19 protein-coding genes and 1 pseudogene are annotated in these 20738 nt (G+C 64.7%); 7 read left to right on the forward strand and 13 right to left on the reverse strand.

The features are described from left to right. Positions 1-2: 2 nt before the first annotated feature. The 3 genes from AC2JAJ_RS05815 to AC2JAJ_RS05825 are packed head-to-tail and all read right to left on the reverse strand — an operon-like array spanning position 3 to position 3177. Positions 3-923: an ABC transporter permease gene (locus tag AC2JAJ_RS05815; RefSeq protein ID WP_486416539.1), complete on the reverse strand. Its 921-nt coding sequence runs from the start codon at positions 921-923 to the stop codon at positions 3-5. Then, entirely contained in the window at positions 920-2047 is a 1128-nt protein-coding gene (locus tag AC2JAJ_RS05820) for an ATP-binding cassette domain-containing protein (protein ID WP_501053413.1), read from the reverse strand. Before AC2JAJ_RS05820 ends, AC2JAJ_RS05815 begins: the two co-directional genes overlap by 4 nt. A gap of 47 nt (positions 2048-2094) precedes the next feature. After that, the gene (locus tag AC2JAJ_RS05825) at positions 2095-3177 is read right to left on the reverse strand and encodes an extracellular solute-binding protein (RefSeq protein ID WP_501053414.1); all 1083 of its coding nucleotides are present in this window, start codon (positions 3175-3177) and stop codon (positions 2095-2097) included. Positions 3178-3490: 313 nt separating this feature from the next. On the opposite strand from AC2JAJ_RS05825, the gene nac reads away from it, so the two are divergent. Both nac and AC2JAJ_RS05835 read left to right on the forward strand, forming a co-directional pair. Beyond that, complete coding sequence (gene nac / locus AC2JAJ_RS05830; RefSeq protein WP_486416536.1) at positions 3491-4441, forward strand: nitrogen assimilation transcriptional regulator NAC; 951 nt, start codon at positions 3491-3493, stop codon at positions 4439-4441. 122 nt (positions 4442-4563) lie between these two features. Beyond that, complete coding sequence (locus tag AC2JAJ_RS05835) at positions 4564-4806, forward strand: hypothetical protein (protein WP_221385253.1); 243 nt, start codon at positions 4564-4566, stop codon at positions 4804-4806. 91 nt (positions 4807-4897) lie between these two features. On the opposite strand, the gene AC2JAJ_RS05840 is transcribed toward AC2JAJ_RS05835, so the two are convergent. Both AC2JAJ_RS05840 and AC2JAJ_RS05845 read right to left on the reverse strand, forming a co-directional pair. Then, the gene (locus tag AC2JAJ_RS05840) at positions 4898-5593 is read right to left on the reverse strand and encodes a 4-carboxy-4-hydroxy-2-oxoadipate aldolase/oxaloacetate decarboxylase (RefSeq protein WP_486416535.1); all 696 of its coding nucleotides are present in this window, start codon (positions 5591-5593) and stop codon (positions 4898-4900) included. Between the two features lie 32 nt (positions 5594-5625). Continuing rightward, complete coding sequence (locus AC2JAJ_RS05845; RefSeq protein ID WP_486416534.1) at positions 5626-6834, reverse strand: aspartate transaminase; 1209 nt, start codon at positions 6832-6834, stop codon at positions 5626-5628. Between the two features lie 242 nt (positions 6835-7076). On the opposite strand from AC2JAJ_RS05845, the gene AC2JAJ_RS05850 reads away from it, so the two are divergent. The 4 genes from AC2JAJ_RS05850 (at position 7077) to AC2JAJ_RS05865 (ending at position 9862) form a co-directional block, all read left to right on the forward strand. After that, entirely contained in the window at positions 7077-7613 is a 537-nt protein-coding gene (locus AC2JAJ_RS05850; protein ID WP_486416533.1) for a hypothetical protein, read from the forward strand. A 93-nt stretch (positions 7614-7706) separates the two neighbouring features. Beyond that, the gene (locus tag AC2JAJ_RS05855; RefSeq protein WP_486416532.1) at positions 7707-8567 is read left to right on the forward strand and encodes an SDR family NAD(P)-dependent oxidoreductase; all 861 of its coding nucleotides are present in this window, start codon (positions 7707-7709) and stop codon (positions 8565-8567) included. 137 nt (positions 8568-8704) lie between these two features. Further along, positions 8705-9004: a DUF4193 domain-containing protein gene (locus AC2JAJ_RS05860; protein ID WP_221385249.1), complete on the forward strand. Its 300-nt coding sequence runs from the start codon at positions 8705-8707 to the stop codon at positions 9002-9004. A gap of 108 nt (positions 9005-9112) precedes the next feature. Further along, entirely contained in the window at positions 9113-9862 is a 750-nt protein-coding gene (locus AC2JAJ_RS05865) for a MerR family transcriptional regulator (protein ID WP_486416531.1), read from the forward strand. A gap of 40 nt (positions 9863-9902) precedes the next feature. On the opposite strand, the gene AC2JAJ_RS05870 is transcribed toward AC2JAJ_RS05865, so the two are convergent. The 6 genes from AC2JAJ_RS05870 to AC2JAJ_RS05895 all read right to left on the reverse strand — a co-directional run bounded on the left by AC2JAJ_RS05870 (position 9903) and on the right by AC2JAJ_RS05895 (position 16793). Next, a complete protein-coding gene (locus tag AC2JAJ_RS05870) occupies positions 9903-10385 on the reverse strand; it encodes a hypothetical protein (protein WP_486416530.1) in 483 nt (160 codons plus the stop codon). After that, complete coding sequence (locus AC2JAJ_RS05875; protein WP_486416529.1) at positions 10382-12847, reverse strand: molybdopterin oxidoreductase family protein; 2466 nt, start codon at positions 12845-12847, stop codon at positions 10382-10384. Before AC2JAJ_RS05875 ends, AC2JAJ_RS05870 begins: the two co-directional genes overlap by 4 nt. Positions 12848-12971: 124 nt before the next feature. Next, the gene (locus tag AC2JAJ_RS05880) at positions 12972-14000 is read right to left on the reverse strand and encodes a bile acid:sodium symporter family protein (RefSeq protein WP_486416528.1); all 1029 of its coding nucleotides are present in this window, start codon (positions 13998-14000) and stop codon (positions 12972-12974) included. A 157-nt stretch (positions 14001-14157) separates the two neighbouring features. Continuing rightward, positions 14158-14742: a P-loop nucleotide/nucleoside kinase family protein gene (locus AC2JAJ_RS05885; RefSeq protein ID WP_486416527.1), complete on the reverse strand. Its 585-nt coding sequence runs from the start codon at positions 14740-14742 to the stop codon at positions 14158-14160. A 50-nt stretch (positions 14743-14792) separates the two neighbouring features. After that, positions 14793-16088 (reverse strand): MFS transporter, encoded by a 1296-nt coding sequence (locus AC2JAJ_RS05890; protein ID WP_486416526.1) that lies wholly within the window; start codon positions 16086-16088, stop codon positions 14793-14795. Positions 16089-16145: 57 nt separating this feature from the next. After that, positions 16146-16793, reverse strand: coding sequence for a bifunctional 4-hydroxy-2-oxoglutarate aldolase/2-dehydro-3-deoxy-phosphogluconate aldolase (locus tag AC2JAJ_RS05895; RefSeq protein WP_486416525.1), 648 nt, complete (start codon positions 16791-16793; stop codon positions 16146-16148). Positions 16794-16886: 93 nt separating this feature from the next. Here AC2JAJ_RS05895 and AC2JAJ_RS05900 point away from each other — a divergent pair, with 93 nt between their 5' ends. Further along, the gene (locus AC2JAJ_RS05900; RefSeq protein ID WP_308287850.1) at positions 16887-17693 is read left to right on the forward strand and encodes a DeoR/GlpR family DNA-binding transcription regulator; all 807 of its coding nucleotides are present in this window, start codon (positions 16887-16889) and stop codon (positions 17691-17693) included. A gap of 69 nt (positions 17694-17762) precedes the next feature. On the opposite strand, the gene menE is transcribed toward AC2JAJ_RS05900, so the two are convergent. Beyond that, the gene (gene menE / locus AC2JAJ_RS05905; protein ID WP_486416524.1) at positions 17763-19325 is read right to left on the reverse strand and encodes an o-succinylbenzoate--CoA ligase; all 1563 of its coding nucleotides are present in this window, start codon (positions 19323-19325) and stop codon (positions 17763-17765) included. 7 nt (positions 19326-19332) lie between these two features. Next, a pseudogene (locus tag AC2JAJ_RS05910) lies at positions 19333-20659 on the reverse strand (MFS transporter). Between the last annotated feature and the right edge of the window lie 79 nt (positions 20660-20738).

Raw genomic sequence — 20738 nt, forward strand, 5'->3', positions numbered from 1 at the left:
GGTCACCCTCCGATCTTTCTGGTGAGGCGCTGGTAGACGGCGATGATCAGGCCGAAAAGCACTAGCAGGATGACGGATAGAGCGGCGGCGAAGGGCCAGTTGAGCAGGCCGGTGGTTTGATCGTAGATCTCGGTGGCCAGGACCTGCACGCTGCCGCCGCCCAGGAGGCGGGGCGTGATGAACGTGCTGATGGACAGGACGAAGACCAGCAGGAACGCGGTCAGCAGGCCCGGCAGGCAGAGCGGAAGCGTAACCCGGGTGAACACCTTGAATTTGCTGGCGCCCAGGGAACCGGCCGCTTCCTCCAGCTGGGGGCTGAGCCGGCCGAACCCGGAGATCATGGCCAGGATGGCGTAGGGCATGAAGATCTCCACCAGGCCTATGGTCACGCCAGCCATATTGTTGGTGAGCTTTAGCGGGGTATCGATCAGGCCCAGCCCGGTGAGCGAGGAGTTCACGAGCCCATTGGTTCCCAGGATCACCATCCAGCCGTAGGTACGGACCACTGCCGAGGTGAGCAGTGGCGCGATGGCAATGGCGATGAGGAGGCCCCGGTACTTGCTGGTGCTGCGGGCCAGAAACAAGGCCACCGGGTAGGACACCAGGACGCACAGGACACCAACGGTGACACCCATCTGGAACGTGTCCAGGGTGACCTTCCAGTAGTAGGGGTCCGTCAGCGGTTGGATGTACGTATCCAGGGTGAACGTCTCAACGACGACGCCGTCCGGGCTTCCCTGGTTGAAGGACATCCGGACCATGTAGGCCAGCGGGAAAACGAAACTGACCAGCAGGCCGAGCAGGCCCGGAAGCAGGAGCGCAAGGTAGGTGCGGCGGTTGCGCCGTTCGGTGGCTCTCTCGAGCTGCCCTTCGTTTTTGGCACGGGGCCTTTCAGGGGCGGCCGGAGCTTCAAGGAGGGTCATGCCGCAAGCCGTTCCGCGACGGCACCCGGAGCCGGAAGCAAATATGCGTCTTCCGGCGCCCATGACAGGTACGCGGCATCTCCGACCCGTGGCAGGTCTCCGCTGACGGTGGGCATTTGGGCCTGCAGCAGTTTTTCGCCCACCCGTACTGCAACGGCCAGCGCATCACCCGTGTAGCTGACGCGTTCAATGGTTCCTGCGAGCGGAGCCGGCCCCGATCCGGGGGCGAGGGAGACGCCGAGACGGTGGGGGCGGATAACCAGTTCGTGGGTGGTACCGGCCAGCCCGGCCGAACCGACCGCACCGAACTGGCCAAGGCCCTCTACCTCCACGCGGTAATAGCTCTCACCGGCCAGGTTGGCCCGCCCGGTTTCGGCGCCGACACGTGCGTCCAGGAAATTGGCCTGGCCGATGAAATTGGCCACGAAGTGGGTACGGGGCCGTTCGTACACCTCCGTGGGCGAGCCGAACTGTTCGATCAGCCCGCCGTTCATCACTGCGATCCTGTCGGCCATGTCCAAGGCCTCATCCTGGTCGTGGGTAACGAAAAGAGTGGTGGCCCTGGTGCGCTGCTGGATGGACCGGATCTCGGTCCGCATGGTTTCGCGAAGCTTGGCATCAAGGTTGGACAACGGTTCGTCCAGCAAGAGCAGGGTGGGTTCCACCACCAGGGCGCGGGCCAGTGCAATGCGTTGCTGTTGGCCGCCGGAGAGTTCCTTGGTTTGCCGCTTGCCGAGGTGGCCCAACTGGACCATGTCCAGGGCTGCGGCGACACGCGCCTTTTGCTGGGCTTTGGGGACCTGGCGCATCTCCAGGCCGAAGGCAACGTTCCGCTCGACATTCATGTGCGGAAACAGCGCATAGGACTGGAAGACCATGCCCATGCCCCGTTTGTTGACGGGGGTGTGGGTGATTTCCTTGCCGTCCACCACGATGGAACCGGCTGTGGGGTCCATCAGGCCGGCCACCATACGGAGGGTGGTGGTCTTGCCACAGCCGGATGGGCCGAGGAGCGCCACCAGGTGCCCCTCCTCCACTTCCATGTTCAGGCGGTCGACGGCGGGTTCCAGACCTGCTGCGTATCGTTTGGTCAGATCTACGATCGACAGTTTTGATTCAGTCACGGGTTCAGTTCTCCTGAAGGGGGAAGGTGGGGAGGGGCGCCGGCGCGCTACTTGGTGATGATCTGGCGCTTCCAGGTGTCGGTCCACTTGTCGCGGGCCGAGGAGAGGAAATCAACGTCGAGGGGGACGATGTTCAGGGAACCGTCGGTGGGCACCACGCGTGCTTTGACATCGGCAGGCAGGTCCGCGTTCGTCACGGACGGGGCGTAAAAGAGAGCCTTGGCGAAAGCCGTCTGGGCTTCGGCGGACAGCGCGTAGTTGATAAAGGTCGTGGCCGCGGCTGAGTGCGGGGCGTCCTTGACCAGGTTGACGGTGTTGATCTGGTAGACCGTGCCTTCCTTGGGGAAGGTGACACCCATCTTCTTGTTGCTTTGATCGCTGTAGAACTGGCCGCGGGCGTTCTGGCCCAGTCCCAGCACCGTCTGTCCCGTTATGACGTTCTGGTACTCGTCCGGGTTGGGCGCGAAGGTCTGGACACTGGGGGCGAGCTCCTTAAGGCGGGCAACAGCGCCGTCAATGCCCTTCGTGTAATCCTCACCCTGCATCTTGGATGTGATCGCCGTCAGGGACAGGCCCAGGAGCGAGGGCGGGGCGTTGACATTGATTTTTCCTGCATATGCAGGGTCCCACAGGACGTTCCAGCTGTCCGGGGCCTTGGGGAAGGTGGCGGTGTCATAGACCAGGCCGACGGCATCGAGCATGGCCACGGGACCGTATCCGTCCTTGTCACGGAACTTTTCAGGCACGTTGGCGAGGTTCGGGACGGCGTCGGGCGTGACCTTTTCGAACAATCCCTGCTTGTTGCCAGTTGTGGAGACTGAGTTGTCCATGATGGCGACGTCCGTGGCCGGGCTGTTCTTCTGGCCCTGGAGGGCACTGAGCATCTCGGCGGATGAACGCTTGGAGGCGTAGTTGATCTTGATGTCCGGGTACTTGGCCTTGAAGGGTTCGATCACTGCCGCGTTGTACTGGTCCTGCCATACGCCGGAGTAGGCAATCAGGTTTACTTCCCCGGATGTGGCGCTGCCGGCCTTGGCCGCGTCGCTGCTTCCCCCGCAGCCGGACATTGCCAACATTGCTGCGGAAAGCGCGGCCACAGCCGCCATTTTCCTTTTGATGGTTGCTCGCATTTGCGTCTCTTTCCTAAGAAGAATCCGGGCGGTTGGCTGCGGATCCTGAATGTTCCGAAGCTACGGTGGGCGTATTTCGAAAATGTAAAAGAAGGCGTCTATTTCGATTAAATGCCTTTCCATGCAGAATGCGTTTGACGTCATCGTGAAATTGCATGTCTGTCTGGGGTTAGAATGTACTGCCAGTGAAATAGCGCTCTGGGTTCAACATAAGGTCGGAGATGTGCATCACACAAAGACCTGTTGCGTATCCCTCCATAGCATCCGGTTATGACCCACACGGATTCAGGGCGCCGCAAAGAGAGAAGGCGGCATGGATACGCGGAAGCTTGCGTACTTTGTGCAGATCGTGGATTCAGGGAGCATCACCAAAGCCGCTTCGGCGCTGCATGTTGCCCAGCCAGCCCTGAGCCAGCAGGTTTCCGCCCTGGAATCGGAGCTGAAGCAGCGGCTGCTGATACGCAGCAAGCAGGGCGTGAAGCCAACTGCAGCGGGACACACCCTGTACAGGCATGCCCAGTCCATCCTTCGGCTGGTGGAGCAGGCCCGGTTGGACGTGGCAGCCTCCGGCGCAGCCCCGTCCGGCCGCGTATCGATCGCCATCGCCCCCTACAGCATGGCCTCCAGCCTGACCCCGCAGATCATCAGCGAAGTGGGCAGGCGCTACCCGGACATCGTCCTCCATGTGACTGAGATTTACGGGGGCGTTCTCAGCGAGGCCATCAAGAATGGGCGCCTCGACATGGCGCTTATCTACGAGCCAGGCCCTATCCGCGGGGTGCAGTTCACCACGCTGATCGTGGAGGACCTGTACCTGATCGTGAACTCCCGGCGTGAACTGCCGGTCGCTGCTGATGCGGAAACCATCACTCTGGAAGAAGTCGCCACCGTGGGCCTCTTCCTGCCGGAACAGATCCACACGCTGCGCCAGGTGGTGCAGGCCGGCATCGAAGGCAAGGGCATGAAGCTCAAGCTGGTGGGCGAGGTGGAATCCGTGCCATCCCTTACCCGGTTGCTGCGCACGGATCTCGGGGCCACCATCCTGCCCAAGTCGGCCGCGGATGCCCTCTTCCATGAAGAGGACTTCCGGGTCCTGCGAATCACCGACCCCGCGCTGCAGTGCAAGATCGCCCTCTGCACTCCTGACCACGAGCCGTTGTCCGAGGCGGGCTCCGCGGTCCTGCTGGTGCTGAAGGAAATGCTGCAGGAAATGCTGCGCAGCAAATATTCGCCGATTCGCGCCAATGCGCGGGATGCATCATAAGAAGGGCTTATCAGGGCACTCCTGTTTTGTCTTATTCAAGGAATTTTTGCGGCTCTAGGATAAAACCATAAAGGTCCGCTGCAACAGCGGTTACCTCGGCCTTAGATTCCTTGGAGCCCGCCATGAAAAAGATCACCGGACCGCAGTACCGGAAAGCATCAGAACGAAAAATCCAATTGAAGGCAAGCACCGGTTCGCATTGCCCCGCCAACGGTTTCTGGCGGCCGGAGGACGGACCCGCCAATGAGCCGGTGTTCGTATTCGAGGGAAGCATGATGCCCCCCGGCAAGCGCGGTTCCACCATGTGGTACCTGGACGATTCACAAGCAGGTCCGCCGGCCTACCGCCTGCCTGGAATCAATTGACCCACAGCTCTACAACGACAAGAGGCAAGGGGTAAGACCCGGAGTTCCCGAAGGAACCCGGGCCTTGTGGTTTAAAGGCATCGATGCCGGACTACAGTACGGGCTCCAGTTCGGCGTCCTCCACCAGCAGGCCCTTGGCCTTGAGGACGTCCGTCAGCTTGCACAGCTCGATGGTGGTGCCGCCTTGTTTGTAGCGTCGGATGAGGTCGTCCTCTGCGTCGACGCGCGCCTGCGCCAGCTGGATGACTTCCTCGATTTCGTCCTTGCGGACCACCACCACGCCGTCGGCGTCGCCGAGCAGGACGTCCCCCGGGTAGACGATTTCGTCGCCGAACACTACGGGATGGTTGATGGGGCCGATGGTTTCCTTGACGGTTCCCTTGATGCAGACGCTGCCGGAGAAGACCGGCAGGCCAAGTTCGATGAGGTCCTTGGTGTCGCGCACGCCGGAGTCGGTGACCATTGCGGCCAGGCCCTTTGCTTTCATGGCGTTGCCCAGCACGTCGCCGAACGTTCCGGCTTCCTCGTATTCGCCGGCCGAGACCAGGACAACATCGCCCTTTTGCGCATAGTGGATGGCCACCTGGAGCATGAGGTTGTCCCTCGGGGCACACACCACCGTGACAGCCGGCCCGCAGAAGGTCATGCTGCGGTCGATGGGTTTGATCCTGGAGCTCAGGGCGCCTTTGCGGCCCTGCGCTTCGTGGACGGTGGCGGAGGAGAACCTGGAAAGGCGTTGGATGGCGTCTTCCGAAGGGCGGTCGAATTTCGTCTTGACGTGGATCATGCGATTACTCCTGGGAAACTGGTTGGGGTGTGTCAGGACAGTGCCTGGACGGCTTTTTCGATGGCGGCGATGGATTCCTCGATCACTGGCAGCGCGGTGGCGTATGAGACCCGGAAGTAGGGGCCCAGGCCGTAGGCCGAGCCCTGGATGACGGCCACCGAGGCGGCATCCAGCAGGTAGAGCGTGAAGTCCTCGTCATTGGTGATCTGCCGGCCTTCGGGCGTCGTCTTTCCGATGACCCCGGCGCAGTTGACGTACGCGTAAAAGGCGCCCTCCGGCGTCGGGCATTGCAGGCCCTCGACGGCGTTGAGCCCGGCGACTGCCGCATCGCGCCGCTCCCGGTAGACCTCCACGCTTTCGCGGACAAATGCCTGGTTCCCGGTCAGCGCGGCGGCAGCGGCGGCCTGGCTGACGGACGACGGGCAGGACGACATCTGGGACTGCAGCTTGTTGATGGCCGCCACCAGCGGCGCCGGTCCGCCGGCGTACCCCAGCCGCCACCCGGTCATTGCGTAGGCCTTGGAGACGCCGTTGGTGACCAGCACCCGGTCCTTGAGCTCGGGCGCCACGGCCACGAGGCTGGTAATCGGCTCTTCGCCGAAGTGGATTTCGTCGTAGATCTCGTCCGTGAGCACGTAGACGGAGGGGTGGTCCTTGAGGACGGCGGCGAGGCCCGCCAGTTCCTCCCGGGAATAGACGGCTCCCGTGGGGTTGGAGGGCGTGTTGAGGATGAGCCACTTGGTGCGCTCCGTCAGGGCCTGCGCCAGGGCCGCGGGGGTGAGCTTGAACCCGGTTTCTTCGCCGCAGGGGACAATCACGGGGGTGCCCTCGTTGGCCAGCACCATGTCCGGGTAGGAGACCCAGTACGGCGCCGGAATGACAACCTCGTCGCCCTGGTCGAGGGTGGCCATGAATGCCGTGAAGATGACCTGCTTTCCGCCGCCGCCGATGGTGATTTCGGCCGGGGTGTACTGCTGGCCCGTCCTGCGCTCCAGCGTCTGCAGGATGGCCTTCTGGAGTTCCGGCGTCCCGTTGACCGACGTGTACTTCGTTTCACCGCGGCCGATGGCCGCAATCGCCGCGTCCTTGATGTGCTGCGGGGTATCGAAATCCGGTTCGCCCACGGTCAGGTCCAGGATCCGGCGCCCCTCGGCCTTGAGTTCCCGCACACGGGCGGCCGCGGCAACACTGGGCGAGGATTTGATACGGGTTACACGTGATGCGGGCACGAATTCAGGCATGGTCTCTTCCTGGGTTCCGGGACGGATGAGTGTGGTTCATTCGAGCGTAGGGAAGGAACCACCGGCTTGGATAAGACCTAAAGTGCGTGGACGGATAAGCAGCCCTTATGACCCGGCAGCCAGAAGTTTTGCCTATCGCACCACGCGTTATTGGTATTGGCTCCCGTGCTTTGGCGCGGCGTAGCGTGCTGGTTGGACCCGTCGACCACGACGGGGATGCGCGGCCAAGACAAGGAGCAGAGGTGGCCCGGACACAGTCATACGAGCGGACAATTGCCCCTTCGGCGGCTGTTGGGAGCCGTTACCGCTACCGGGGCGTCCCCGCACCGGACCCTGCAGTGGCCCGGGCGGAAGAGCTCCTGTCCCTCCTGGCGCAGCACAAGCGCATGATTTCCCTGCGGTCAAGCCGGCTGCGGGCGCTTTCCCTGGAGCTCAATGAACGCGTTGCCCAGGCCTTTTGTGACGGGGTGAAGGTAGCCCTGCTTGCCAGGGCGGCCGGACTGCCTGCCGCAACGGTCCGTGTTATCGGGGCGCAGGACGAACTCTATCCTTCCGGGCAATCCCCCGAAGCCCATCTAAGGACCATCACCACGCTTGCAGCGGAGGTGGAATCCGTCGAGGCGGCGCGTACCGCCGTCGAACAAACCCGCGCCGGGGTGCTCGCCACGGCACGGAAGCTGCGCCTCCTGGACGACTACCAACTCGCCGCCGCCAGCGGACTGAAACATGAGGAGATACGCAAGGTGACCAGGGGCATCGCCACGCCACAGGCATCCTGAAAAGCCCACGGTTGCGGTCCGGCAGGCTCTGGCCACATGCTCCGAACAGTGCTGGGATAGTCCCGGAGGATCGGATTACCTGGAGGCGGCGGGATGGCACGGCTGGACGGACGCATTGCGTTGGTGACCGGCGCGACCGGAGGCATCGGGCGGGCAGTGGCCGCCGGCCTTGCCGGCGCAGGGGCCACCGTTGTGGTCGTGGGCCGGAGCGAGGCGCGTGCCCAGGCGGCGATGGCAGATATCCGGACACGCGTTCCAGGCGCGGACCTTGAACCGCTCGCCTGTGACCTGTCCCTGCAGTCCTCTATCCGCGCCGCCGTGGACGGGTTCCGTTCCCGTCACGGCAGGCTGGACATACTGGTCAACGCCGCCGGCGTGTTCCGGAAGGAACGCCACGAAACCGCCGAAGGGCTGGAACTCACCTTCGCCACCAACGTGATGTCCTACTTCCTGGTTACCGGCCTCCTGCTGGAGGAGCTCAGGAAAAGTGCCACCGCTGCCCTGCCCTCACGGATCGTCAACATTGCGTCCAAGTATGGAAACGTCCGAATCCCCTTCGATGACCTGCAGACAGCCAAGGGAAAATACAGCTTCCTCCGTTCCACCCCGCCCACCATGCTGGGCCGGGTCCTGCTGACCCAGGAGTTTGCCGAACGGCTGCGCGGAACAGGCGTGGTGGTCAACGCCGTCCACCCGGGACTGGTGAGGAACACCGGGCTACTGCAGGACGTGGACGGCCCGTTCCGGTGGATCACGAACACACTGGGAAAGACGGCGGAGCGGGCGGCAGACACACCCCTCTGGCTCGCCGTGGCACCTGAAACGGCAGCGGTCACCGGCAAGTTGTGGGCAGGCCGGAAGCAACTTCCTACCCCCGGCATGGGTTCAGACCCGGAGGCGCGGCGGCGGCTGTGGGAAGCCTGTGCACGCTTGGCAGGCACAGATTTCAGCTGATCCACAGACGCGAAGCTGGCAGGGAATTAGTTGGGGCCGCCCTGCGTTGTCGATCTGTTCAGGACCGGATTCCGAAGACGGCAGTCTAGAATCCAGTCCCGGATAACCAGAAAGAAAGTTGACAGGAGAACCACCACATGTCAGTTGACTACGACGCTCCGCGGGTGACTCCCGAGGAAGAGCCGAATGTCGCCCTGGAGGAGCTGAAGTCCGATAAGTCCGGCCGCCGGGAGGCCACCCCCGACGTGGACGAGACGGACCTCGCGGACAGCTTCGAGCTGCCCGGCGCCGACCTCTCCAACGAGGAGCTCCTCATCCAGGTGGTGCCGGTGCAGGCGGACGAATTCACGTGCATGTCCTGCTTCCTGGTCCACCACCGCAGCCAGCTTGCCCGGGAAAAAGACGGCAAGAAATACTGCAAGGAATGTGAGGGATAGCGGGGGAACGCCGCCTGCGGCACCTGGTTCACTGGACCACTGTTGCCCTGCGGCTGCCCCTCCACCGGGGTTGAACCTGACGCTGCGTCAGGATCTACCGTGGTCGGTATGGAACAACATGGTGAAGCGTTATGGAGCATCGGGGAGCTGGCGGCGGCAACCGGTGTGACGGTCCGGGCGCTCCACTACTACGACAGCATCGGCCTGCTCCGGGCAACTGTCCGCACGGCTGCCGGCCACCGCCGCTACACCGAACAGGACCTGCGGCGGCTGTACTGCATCCGGACTCTGCGGAGCCTGGGGGTGCCGCTTGGCGACATCGCCACCGCGCTGGACGGTACCGGTCCCGGTTCCCTGCAAAGGCTGCTGCTCCGGCAGCTGGCCGCGCTGGACGATCAGGCGCTGCAGCTGGAGCAGCTGCAGCGGACCATCCGGGAGCTGCTGGAACGCATCAGCAGCCACGGGCATGCCGAGCCCGCCTATTTCATGACCGTTCTGGAAAGGATGGCGATGTTCGGGAACTACTTCACCGAGGACCAGCGCCGCGAACTCGACGAACGGCGGGCCGGGTTGGGGCAGGAGGCCATGGAGGAGTCACGGACCGAGTGGGCTGGCCTGGTCGAGGAGGGCCTGCGCCAGGTCGACGCCGGTGTCCCCGCCGGCAGCCCGGAGGCCACGGACCTGGTGCGGCGCTGGGATGAGCTGGGCTCCCGTTTCCACAGCAGCGAGGGCACCAAAGCGGCCGCCCGCACCATGTGGAACGAGAACAGCGCCGAACTGAGCAAGGCCCTGCCCTGGACCGCCCAGCAGATGCAGGCCCTGGTGGCGCACCTGCAGGCGGCCCGCCAACACAGCTGACGGGGAACCTGGCTGACCCGGAACGTGGCTGACAGGGAACTTAGCTGACCAGCACCTGGGTGGCGGATTCCTTCAGCTTGCCGTTGGCCCACTTCATCTGCCGGATCGTTTGCGGATGGCATTTCTCCGCCAGGCCCAGCAGGTCCTGGTCCTTCATCCCCTGGGCAGCCTGGGCCAGCAGCTCCCAGTCCGCGGATACGCCGCACGCCTGCAGGTAGAGTTCCCGCAGGTCGCGCAGCAGCAGCATCCCCGTTTCCGGCCGCCGGCCCACCATCTCACTGCCCTTCTCCCGCAGGGTCTCCATCAGCCCCGCCTCGCTGCGCGGTTCCGGATCCAGGTTCTCGCCGTAGTTCCCGGCAAGCGCCGCGATGTCCCGGACGTGCTGCTGCGACCAGCGTGAAAGGTCCCGGGCCAGGTGGTAGATCTCGTGGTCCACCTTGTGGCGTTCCGAGATGACCAGCAGATGGTGCGCCAGCTCATTTTCGGAGCGGTGCAGTTCCTTCAATACGAGCCCGAATTTCATCGCGCTCCTCCTTCGGTGCCGCCGGCTTCGTCGGCCAAGGCGGATGTGATTCCCTTGGTCCTCGCCTCATCCGGGAACCCGCCTGCGGGCGCCGACGCCGTGGTGGTGGGCGCCGGCGACGGCCCGTCGCCGGCGGAAATCCGGGTGATGCGGGCGGCTGCCGTCTTGAAGATAGGCTGCTTGGATGCGGCGTCCCAGTCGGTGATGGTCAGTTCGTTGGCTGCCCGGCCCGCCCCGTCGGGCTGGTGCCCGCCGTCGGTATCCCAGTAGCCGTAATGGAACGGCAGGAACAGGACCCCGTTCCTGATCCCGCTGATCCGGACGCGCGCACGGACCGAACCACGCGGGGTCTCCACGTCCGCAAGGTCCCCCTCGGCAATCCCGTAGCTGCCGGCGTCGTCCGCCGACAACTCCACCCAGACGTCGGGCGCGGCCGCCTGCAGTTCCGGGGCCCTGCCCGTCTTGGTACGCGTGTGGAACTGGTAGAGCGTGCGCCCGGTAATGAGCTGGAGCGGGAAGTCCTGGCTCGGCAGCTCGTGCGGCGGCACGTATTCGGCGGCCTTGATGATGGCCTTGCCCTCTGGGTTGAGGGCCTTGTACTCGGACGGGTCCACGGGCGCGCCGGTGATCAGGTCGCGGCCGTAGGTCTCGCAGTACTCCGGATGGGCCCAGAACTTTCCGTCAGCGTAGATCCGTTCGGTGCCGTCCGGGTTCTCCTCGTTGCACGGCCACTGGATGCCGGAGCCGCCGCGCAGCTTGCCGTAGGTGATGCCGGTGTAGTCGCACGGACGCCCGCGGGAGCATTCCTTCCAGGCTTCGAAGGCGGACTCGGGGTCGTGCCACTTGATCAGCGGCTGGCCGTCCTTGTCCTTCAGGCCCATGCGGTGCGCGTAGTCGATGAAGATGTCCAGGTCTGGCCGGGCCTCACCGGGCGGGTCCACGGCTTTTTCCGAAAGGTGGACCGTGCGGTCCACGTTGGTGAAGGTCCCCGTTTTTTCGCCCCAGGTGGCGGCAGGGAGCACGACGTCGGCCAGCTGGGCCGTCTCCGACAGGAAGATGTCCTGCACCACCAGGAACAGCCGCTCCTGCTTCAGGATGCTGCGGACCCGCGCCAGTTCGGGCAATGAGACGGCGGGGTTGGTGCCGCTGACCCACAGCATCCTGATGGAGCCGTCCTCCGCGTACCGCATCATCTGCATGACGTGCGTGGGCGGCGAGTAGTGCGGGATCGACATGGGGTCGATGTTCCACACCCGGGCGAGATCCTTGACGTGGGCGTCGTTGGACCAGTTCCGGAAGGCAGCCAGGTCCCCGTCAGCCCCGCACTCGCGCGTGTTTTCGGCAGTGGGCTGGCCGTTCATCTGCAGGATGCCGCAGCCCGGCTTGCCCAGCATGCCGCGGATGATGTTGATGTTGTTCACCTGCACCGCGGCGGCGGTGCCCTGGTTCGATTGGTAGAAGCCCTGCAGCACCGTGGACAGGAGCCGTTTGGCGTGGCCGATGATGCTGGCCGCTTCGGAGATTTGCTCCGCCGGGACGCCGCAGATTTCCGCAACCACGGCCGGAGGGTAGTTCTTGACCTCTTTTTCGAGCTCGGAGAACCCCACGGTGTGGGCCTGGATGTACTCCTGGTCCACCCAGCCGTTGGAGATGATCTCATGCAGGATGCCGTTCATCAGGGCCACGTTGGTGCCCGGCCGCGGTGCCAAGTGCACGGTGGCGGCCTTGGCCACGGGGGTCAGGCGTGGGTCCACGCAGATGATCCTGGGCGGGTTGGGTCCTGCCAGGCGGTCCAGCATCCGGGTCCACAGGACAGTCTGGGTTTCCGCCACGTTGTGCCCGTACAGGGCGATGACGTCGGCGTGGTCCACATCGGTGTAGGAGCCCGGCTGGCCGTCGCAGCCGAAAGACTCCTTCAGCGCCTCGGCCGCCGTTGCCGTGCACAGCCGCGTGTTTCCGTCCACGTGGTTGGTGCCGATGCCGCCGTGCGCTATGGTCCCCAGCGTGTAGTACTCCTCGGCGAACAGCTGGCCGGTGGTGTAGAAGCCGATGGCGCTGGGCCCTTGCTCCGCCAGCAACGCCTTCGAACGGTCCACCACGCGCTGCATGGCGGTGTCCCAGTCCGTCTCCACCAGCTTCCCGCCCTCGCGGATCAGCGGCTTGGTGAGCCGGTCCGGCGACGCGTTCGCCTGCCACCCGTACAGGTCCTTCGGTCCCAGGCGGCCGTGGTTCACCCTGTCCACCGCCCGTCCCCGGACGCCGACAATCCGGTTGTCCTTGACGGCAATGTCCATCGCGTCGCCGTTCGAGTGCAGCAGCGACGCCGTCTGCACCCAGGCGTCCACATCCTCCGGGGCCACCCCCTCGGCCAGGTGGGTGTCCACCCTGACCGGCCATTCATTGCCGGCGCCGTACGGCGTCCGCGTCCCCCATGGTTCAGCTATTCGGTCGATCTGAGCCATCTGTCCCTCTCCCGTCCGGAATTGGCCGGGGCAGCGCCGGCGGCGCTGCCCCTACCGGGTCTTTACCCAGAACGGGGCAGCGGAAACATGGGTTTATCGGGTCATGCGGCGGTGACGGTGCAGGTCAGGCGCGCTTGTCCGTAAGCGGCGTGTCCTGCAGGGGCGTGTCCTGCAGGGGTCGGCGGGCCAGCCAGGCAGCCACGATGGCCCCGGAGATGTTGTGCCACAGCGAGAACACGGCGGAGGGCAGTGCTGCGAGGGGGCTGAAGTGGGCGGTGGCCAGTGTGGCGGCCAGGCCGGAGTTCTGCATGCCCACTTCGAAGGCCAGGGCGCGGCGGGCTTTGTCGTCCAGGCGGCCCAGTTTCCCGGCCAGGTAGCCCAGGCCCAGGCCGAAGCCGTTGTGCAGCACCACGGCGAGGAACACGATGGCACCGGCGGCGACGATCTTGCTGGCGCTGCCGGCAACCACGATGGCCACGATTAGGGAGATCACGACGGCGGACGCCCACGGCAGTGCCGGCAGCACCTTGGCGACAAGCTTCTTGAGGAAGAGCCGGGCCAGGAGGCCGGCGACCACCGGCAGCAGCACGGTTTTGACGATGTCCCCCACCATGCCGGCGGCATCGATCGAAAGGTAGGAGCCTGCCAGGAACAGGACGAGCAGCGGGGTGACGATGGGGGCGATCAGGGTGGAGACGGACGCTACCGCCACCGACAGGGCTACGTCGCCCTTGGCCAGGAACGCCATCACGTTGGAGGCGGTTCCGGAAGGCGCGCAGCCCACCAGGATGACCCCCACGGCCAGTTCGGGTTCCAGGTTCAGGGCGCCCGCGATCAGCCAGCCTGCGCCGGGCATGATGATGTAGTGCGCCACAATTCCCAGCGCCACGGCCCACGGGCGCTTGGCCACGGCGGCGAAGTCCGGTGGGGTCAGCGTCAGGCCCATGCAGAACATGATGATGCCGAGCAGGTAGGGCACGGCCGGCCCCAAAGGTTTGAAGGCGCCGGGAAGCAGGAAGCCGACGACTCCCGCGACCACCACCAGGATCGGGAACACTGTCACGGCTATGCGCGCGATCCTGCTTTCCGCTTCCAGCGCGGGGTTGGCGGGGGCCTTGTCGGGCGAATTCGGGGGTTTAGTTGCCTCAAGCATCTAACCATGCTGTCACCGGGTGGCAGGTCCCGCCAATTGATGACCGTGATCGGTAACGACGGCGAAAGCATACCGGCCGGCAAACTGCGCCTCCGCTTGGGAAAAGAATAGTGGACGACGGCGGGTCCTTCGCCGTCGTCCACCCCTTCCCCCGCTCCTAGGCAGCCCCGGCGGTCACCGCCGCCGCAAAGGAAGTAACGTCGACGGCAGCGCCGCTGTTATCGAAATCCAGGTGGCGCGCCTCCTTCCACCGGCAGGAGTCGCCCTGGGCCCCCGACCAGAACGTTTCCCAGTTGGCGAGCTTCCATTCGTCCCGCGGGTACCCGCGCGCGATGAGGCGCCGACGCAAGGCCTCCCCTGCCAGCCGGACGTGGACCACGATGAGTTCGGCCTCGGGCCACTGGTGCTCGGCCCGGACCTTGGCTAGGTAGTCATCGTCGGGGAAGAACCGGCCGAAGGGAGCGTCCAGCACTACCGAGTTGCCCGCCCGCAAGTTGTCGCGTGTCAGGTCCAGGATGGACGCGTACTCCAGCGGCATGATGACGTTTTGGTAGAACTCATTGTTGTCCCGCTCGTTCGGGTCCGAACCGTTGAGTTTCAGAAGCAGTTCGGTGAAGCGGATGGTGGCGGTGTCTTTGTCGATGTGCGCCGCGCCGAACCGCTCCGCAAGGTGGCGGCTGACACTTGATTTTCCAGAGCCTGCCGGGCCGATCACAAAGAATACTTTGGGGATACTGGTCACTGCTTGTTCTTCCTCGAACTGTGGCTTGTGGGATGCCAGGAATGCGGGCGTTACGCCGCGACCGGCTTGCGGCGGTCCTTGACGAAGAAGCCGTATGACACGGCGCCCACAATCAGCAGCACACCGCCGATCAGGAACACCATGGTGTAGTTGCCGCCGGTGGCATCAAGGATAAGGCCTGTAACGATCGGCGCCACTGCAGCCCCCAGGAATCCGCCGAAGTTCTGGATGGCGCCAAGGGAGGCCACTTGGTTGGGTTCCGCAATATCCGACGCCAGGGTCCAGAGCACACCGATGGGTACTTGGGCCGCGAAGTAGCCCAGGGACAGCAGCACGATTGCCAGGGCAGTATTTTCCACGTAAGCCACCGGCAGCACGGCGGCGGCGGCGAGCAACGCACCGCCCACAATTGGGATCTTTCGGGCACGGACGACAGGGACGCCGCGGGCAATGGCCTTGCCTGAGAAGATACCGCCGGCCAGCACGCCGGCGATGCCGCAGAGGAACGGCAGTCCTGCCAGCCAGCCGATTTGGCTAAGGCTGAATCCGCGTGCGGTCTGCAGGTAGCTGGGAAGCCAGGTGAGGTAGACCCAGACGGTGTAGAAGATGCCAAAAGCGCCAATGACCATGAACCATGTGTTCTTCTTGGTGAGAAGCTCGCCCCATCCGGCCTGCTTCTCCTTGGGCTGAAGCTGCGCTTCGAATTCCGCACCCTTGATGATGAACTGTTCCTTCAGCGTGGGGTCGCGGTAGACGCGGAGCCAGACCAGGGCAATGACGATGCCGAGCGCGCCGACGACCAGGAACATGCCGCGCCAGCTCATGGTCAGCATGAGGAAGGTCAGGAGCGGCGGCGCAATGGCATTGGCGATCTGTGAACCGGTGTTAACGATGGAGACGGGCAGCGCACGCTCGGTTTTGTTGAACCACTTGTCAGCCACCTTGAGCCCCGACGTGAAGAACGGCGACTCTGCGACGCCCAAGGCAACACGGGCGGCATAAAGGAACCCGAAGGAGTTGGCCAGGGAGGAAAGCATAGAGACGATAGACCACAGCCCTGCGGCCCAGGCGAACATCTTCTTAGGCCCAAACCGGTCCACCAGGTACCCGGCCGGAAGGTTGGCAATGGCATAAGGCCAGGAGAAGGCGGACAGCAGCAGCCCCATTTGGAGGGCGTTGAGCCCGAATTCCTTGGCAATCGTGGTGTTGGCGATGCTGAGGTTGTTCCGGTCCAGGTAGTTGACGATGCCGCCGATGACGAGCAGGGCGATGAGGTACCACCTGATCCGCACGTTGCGTCCGGGCTTTTCAGTGGACGCGTCAATTTCTGCTGAAGCTTGGCTCATGCAGCTCACTCCTTTGTGTTCTGTCGGCAACGACTGCCGGTACTGGGGGTGCCGGCCTTAGCGGCGGGCTTGTTCAATTGCTGCGAGGAAGGTGCGGGCAGCCTCCGCAACCTTGCCGTAGTCGCCGTCCTGCCGGGCTGCCTTGGTGACAAAGCTGCCGACACCAACGGCGGTGACTCCCGCGGCGAACCATTCGCCCACGTTGGCCGGACTCACGCCTCCGGAAGGCATGACGGGCGCCTGCGGCAGCGGCGCGAGGATTGTCTTTACGTAGGCAGGGCCGCCAAGCTCGGCGGGGAAGAGCTTGACGATGTCCGCGCCCGCTTCGAGGGTGTTAAGCACCTCCGTAGGCGTGAACGCGCCGCTCGCGCTGACCACCTGGTAGCGGTTGGCAGTGGCGATCATCCTCGGATTCAGCTGCGGACTGACCAGCAGCCGTGCTCCGGCCGAGATCGCCGCGTAGGCGGCTTCGGCGTCGAGCACCGTTCCCGCGCCGACCACGATGCCCTGGTCGCCGTACTTGTCGGCCAGACGCTCAATGACGCCCAGGGCGCCCGGAACGGTCAGCGGGACTTCGACCGCACGGATACCGCCTGCGATGGCGGCCTCGGACACCCGGTAGGCCTCGTCGGCAGAGTCAAGCCGCGCGATGAGCAGGGCTCCAGTGCGGATGATCGTTTCCTGAGTTTCAAATTTATTTAACATCGTTTAAGAGATTAGATCAAAGATTCACAAAGTGGAACACCCTGTGAAAACTTGTTAAGCTGGAAGTACTTCATTTTCAAAGGAGAACCGCCTGTGAGCCCGACCGCCCGGCCCCTGATCCCCGAGCAGCGCCACCAGGAAATCCTGCGCCTGTTGCGCCGGGAGGGCGTCCTCAGTATCCGCAGCCTTACCGACTACATGAACGTCTCCCATATGACGGTCCGGCGGGACATCACGGCCTTGGAAGATCAGGGACAAGTGATATCAGTGCAAGGTGGCGTCCGGCTCGCGGACTGGACCAGCCAGGAGCCTCCGCGCGAGCGCGAGTTCCGCGCACAGCTTGAACTGCCGCGCAAGCAGGCCATTGCCGAGCTTGCTGCCGGGTCAGTGGAAGACGGCATGGTGATTTTCCTCGACGCAGGCACCACCTGCCAGTCGGTGGTGCCGTACCTCGCCGGGCGCCAGGGCCTTACCGTGGTGACCAATGATTTCTACGTGGTCACCAGCCTGTTCACGTACCCTCACATCGAGACCATCCATACCGGCGGGGCGGTGGATCCGTCCAGCGCCTCGAGCTGCGGAAAAATCGCCGCCGACGTGGTGCACTCCATCAACATCGACCTGTGCTTCCTCAGCACCGGCACGTGGAACATGGCCCGGGGCATCACCACGCCCGTCATGGACAAAGTCGAAGTGAAGCTGGCCGCCCTGGAGGCCTCGTCGTCGTGCTTCCTGCTGGCGGACAGCACCAAGTTCGGCACGGTATCGCGCTTCAATGTGGCACCCCTTGAAAGGCTGGACGGCGTAGTCACCGACGACCAACTGCCCCAGGAGATGCAGGAGAACATCCGCGATCTTGGAGTCACAGTGCAGGTGGCCGCCCTTGGACGGGCCGCTTGACAGGGCTCCATCGTCCTTAAAACACAACGCCCGCCCCGGGATACCGCGGCGGGCGTTGTGCAGCTCATGTCAGACCTGTTTACGGAGCTCCATCTTCCGGATTTTCCCGCTGGCCGTGCGCGGCATGTCATCCACCACCACCAGAGACTTGGGGATCTTGTAGCGGGCAAGCCGGCCGTCCAGGAAACTTTGCAACTGCTCCCCGGTCAGTGATGCGCCGTCGCGCAGCGTGACCACCGCCCGCGGCACCTCGCCCCATTTGTCGTCGCTGACGCCGATGACCGCCACGCTGCTGACGGCGCTGTGTTCGGCGATGACGGCCTCCACCTCCGCAGGGTAGATGTTCTCGCCGCCGGAGATGATCATGTCCTTGAGCCGGTCCGAGACGAACAGGAAGCCCTCCTCATCGCGGTAGCCCATGTCGCCGGAGCGGAACCAGGAGCCGTCGGAGTAGCTGGCGGCGGTGGCCTCCGGGCGGTTCCAGTATTCCTTGATCACGTTGGGGCCGGAGACCTGGATCTCCCCGACCTCGCCCGGCGCGGCAACCCCGCCCAGCGGATCGGCGATCCGGACGTCCGTGAAGAAGTGCGGCAGGCCCGCCGATCCGGCTTTCTCCCGGGAACGGTCCACGGGAAGCATGGTGGCCCCCGGCGCCGTCTCGGTCATGCCGTAGCAGCTGGTGAACCCAATGCCGCGGTCCTCGTACGCGTCCAGGACACGGCGGGGAATGGCGGAGCCGCCGCACGTGAGCTTGTCCAGGGAGCTGAGGTCCGCCGTGGCCCATCCTGGATCCTCGCACAGCAGCTGGAACGTGGTGGGCACGCCGTTGAGGGTGGTGACCTTGTGCTCCTGGATCAGTTCCAGCACCCTTGCGGTGTCGAACTTGGCCTCCAGCACCACGGTGGCACCCTTGAGCAGCATCGGCAGCAGCCCCATGTCCAGCGATGCCACGTGGAACAGCGGCGAGATCATGAGCGCCACGTCGCTGCGGTTGATGTCCATGTCCACGATGGTGTTGATGCAGTTCCACGTGATGTTCCCGTGTGTCAGCAGCGCACCCTTGGGCTTGCCGGTGGTCCCCGAGGTGTAGAGGATCATCGCACCGTCATCGAGCTCCACCGGGACGTCGAGGGAGTCCGGCGCTGCAGCCTGCAACGCCTCCTCATAGTCGTCGACAACTACGGGGTGCCCGACGGCGGCCGGTGGCGTGGCAGCGGAAGGTTCCGTTCCGCCGTCGGCCGCTATGACAAGGCGGTGGGTCACCCCAGTGGCTTCCACGGCGGCGGAAGCGGGCGCTTCCAGGGCACCGGCATTGACCAGCAGCAGGGCCCCGGAGTCCTGCAGCTGGAACTGCAGCTCGGGTGGCGCGAGCCGGGTGTTGAGCGGCACGAAGATGGCGCCCAGGAGCCCGCAGGCGAAGAACGTCTCCACGAAGGACGGGTGGTTCTCCCCCAGGTACGCCACCCGGTCATTCTTGGCCACTCCCCTGTCCCGGAGTGCGTTGGCCAGGCGGTCGGTACGTTCCGCGAGCTCCTCGTAGCTCAGGGTCCTTGCTCCGGACAGAAGTGCAGCCTGGGCACCCGATTTCCGGCGGCGGCGCTGCAGCCAGGAGCCAACTCCGTTGTTGTCCATGGTTCTCCTAACGGACCGTGTTGAGGTCGTTGTTCTTAGATTCCCGCGTCAGGGCGATGAAGACAATCGAGACGAGTGCCAAGACCGACAGGAACACCACCACGGGGAGTATGTCCTGCCCGGAGTCCTTGTAGAGCCCGGCCACGATGCCCCGGGGTGAAGCCTGCGCCGATGAGCGTGGCCAGCTGGTAGCCCACCGCGGCACCGGTGTAGCGGGAGGTGGTGCCGAACTGTTCGGAGACGAACGCCGCCAGCGGACCGTACAGGGACGAGTGCAGGATGAGTGCCACGGTGAAGGCCACGAAAACCAGGGCCACGTTGCCGGAGCCGAGCATGCCGAACATGGGGAACAGGTAGGCGATGAACAGGGCCAGTCCGGCGATCATCACGGGGCGGCGGCCGAGGCGGTCGGACAGGCGGCCACCCAGCAGGACGAAGATGATGGAGATGGCCGAGGCTCCCGCGAAGGCATACAGCACGCCCTGCTGCGGTGCGCCCTTGGACACAGCGTAGGTCACCGAGAAGGTGGGCAGCACCACCTGGAGGCCGAATCCGGCGGCGCCGGCGAACATGATCATGATCAGGGCCTTGGGCCGGCGCAGCACGTCCAGCAGCGGGATCTTGCGCTTGGCACCCTGGGCCTCTTCCTTCGCCACGGCTTCGGCGAAGATGGGGCTTTCGGAGACCCGCAGGCGGACGAACATGCCCACGATAAGGAGCACGAAGGACAGCAGGAACGGCACGCGCCAGCCCCAGGCCAGGAAGGCGTCCTGCGGCAGGGCCGAGAAGATGCCCATCACCACGGTGCCCAGCACTGCGCCGGTGGGTGCCCCGGCGTTGACGAAGGAGGCCGCGAAGCCGCGCCGCTTGGGGTCGGAGTGCTCCAGCGCCATGAGCGCGGCGCCTCCCCATTCACCGCCGACGGCGATGCCCTGGCAGACCCGCAGCAGCACCAGGATGACGGCGCCCCACGGCCCGATCACGCCGGCGCCGGGGATCAGGCCGATAAGGGTGGAGGCGATGCCCATCATGGCCATGGAGATGATCAGCATGCCCTTGCGGCCCACCTTGTCGCCGAAGTGGCCGAAGATGACGCCGCCCAGCGGCCTGGCCACGTAGCCGGCGGCGAAGGTGGCGTAGGCGGCGACGACGCCCACCCATTCGTCCGTTCCGGCGAAGAAGACCTTGGGGAAGGCTACTGCCGCCGCCGTGGCGTACAGCAGGAAGTCATAGAACTCGATGGTGCTGCCCAGATAGCTGGACAGGATGACCGTGCGCGCTTCCTTGCGCTTAGCGGCCGTGCCCGCAGGTGCGAGCGTGGGGTGTCCGGACATGGCTGTTCCTAGGGACGGAGGAATGGGGTTTTTGGGGTTGCCTGTAGAAGCCGTCTGCGTGAAACGGCCTGTTTGAAGG

This window comes from Arthrobacter sp. MOO21, from assembly GCF_057369995.2.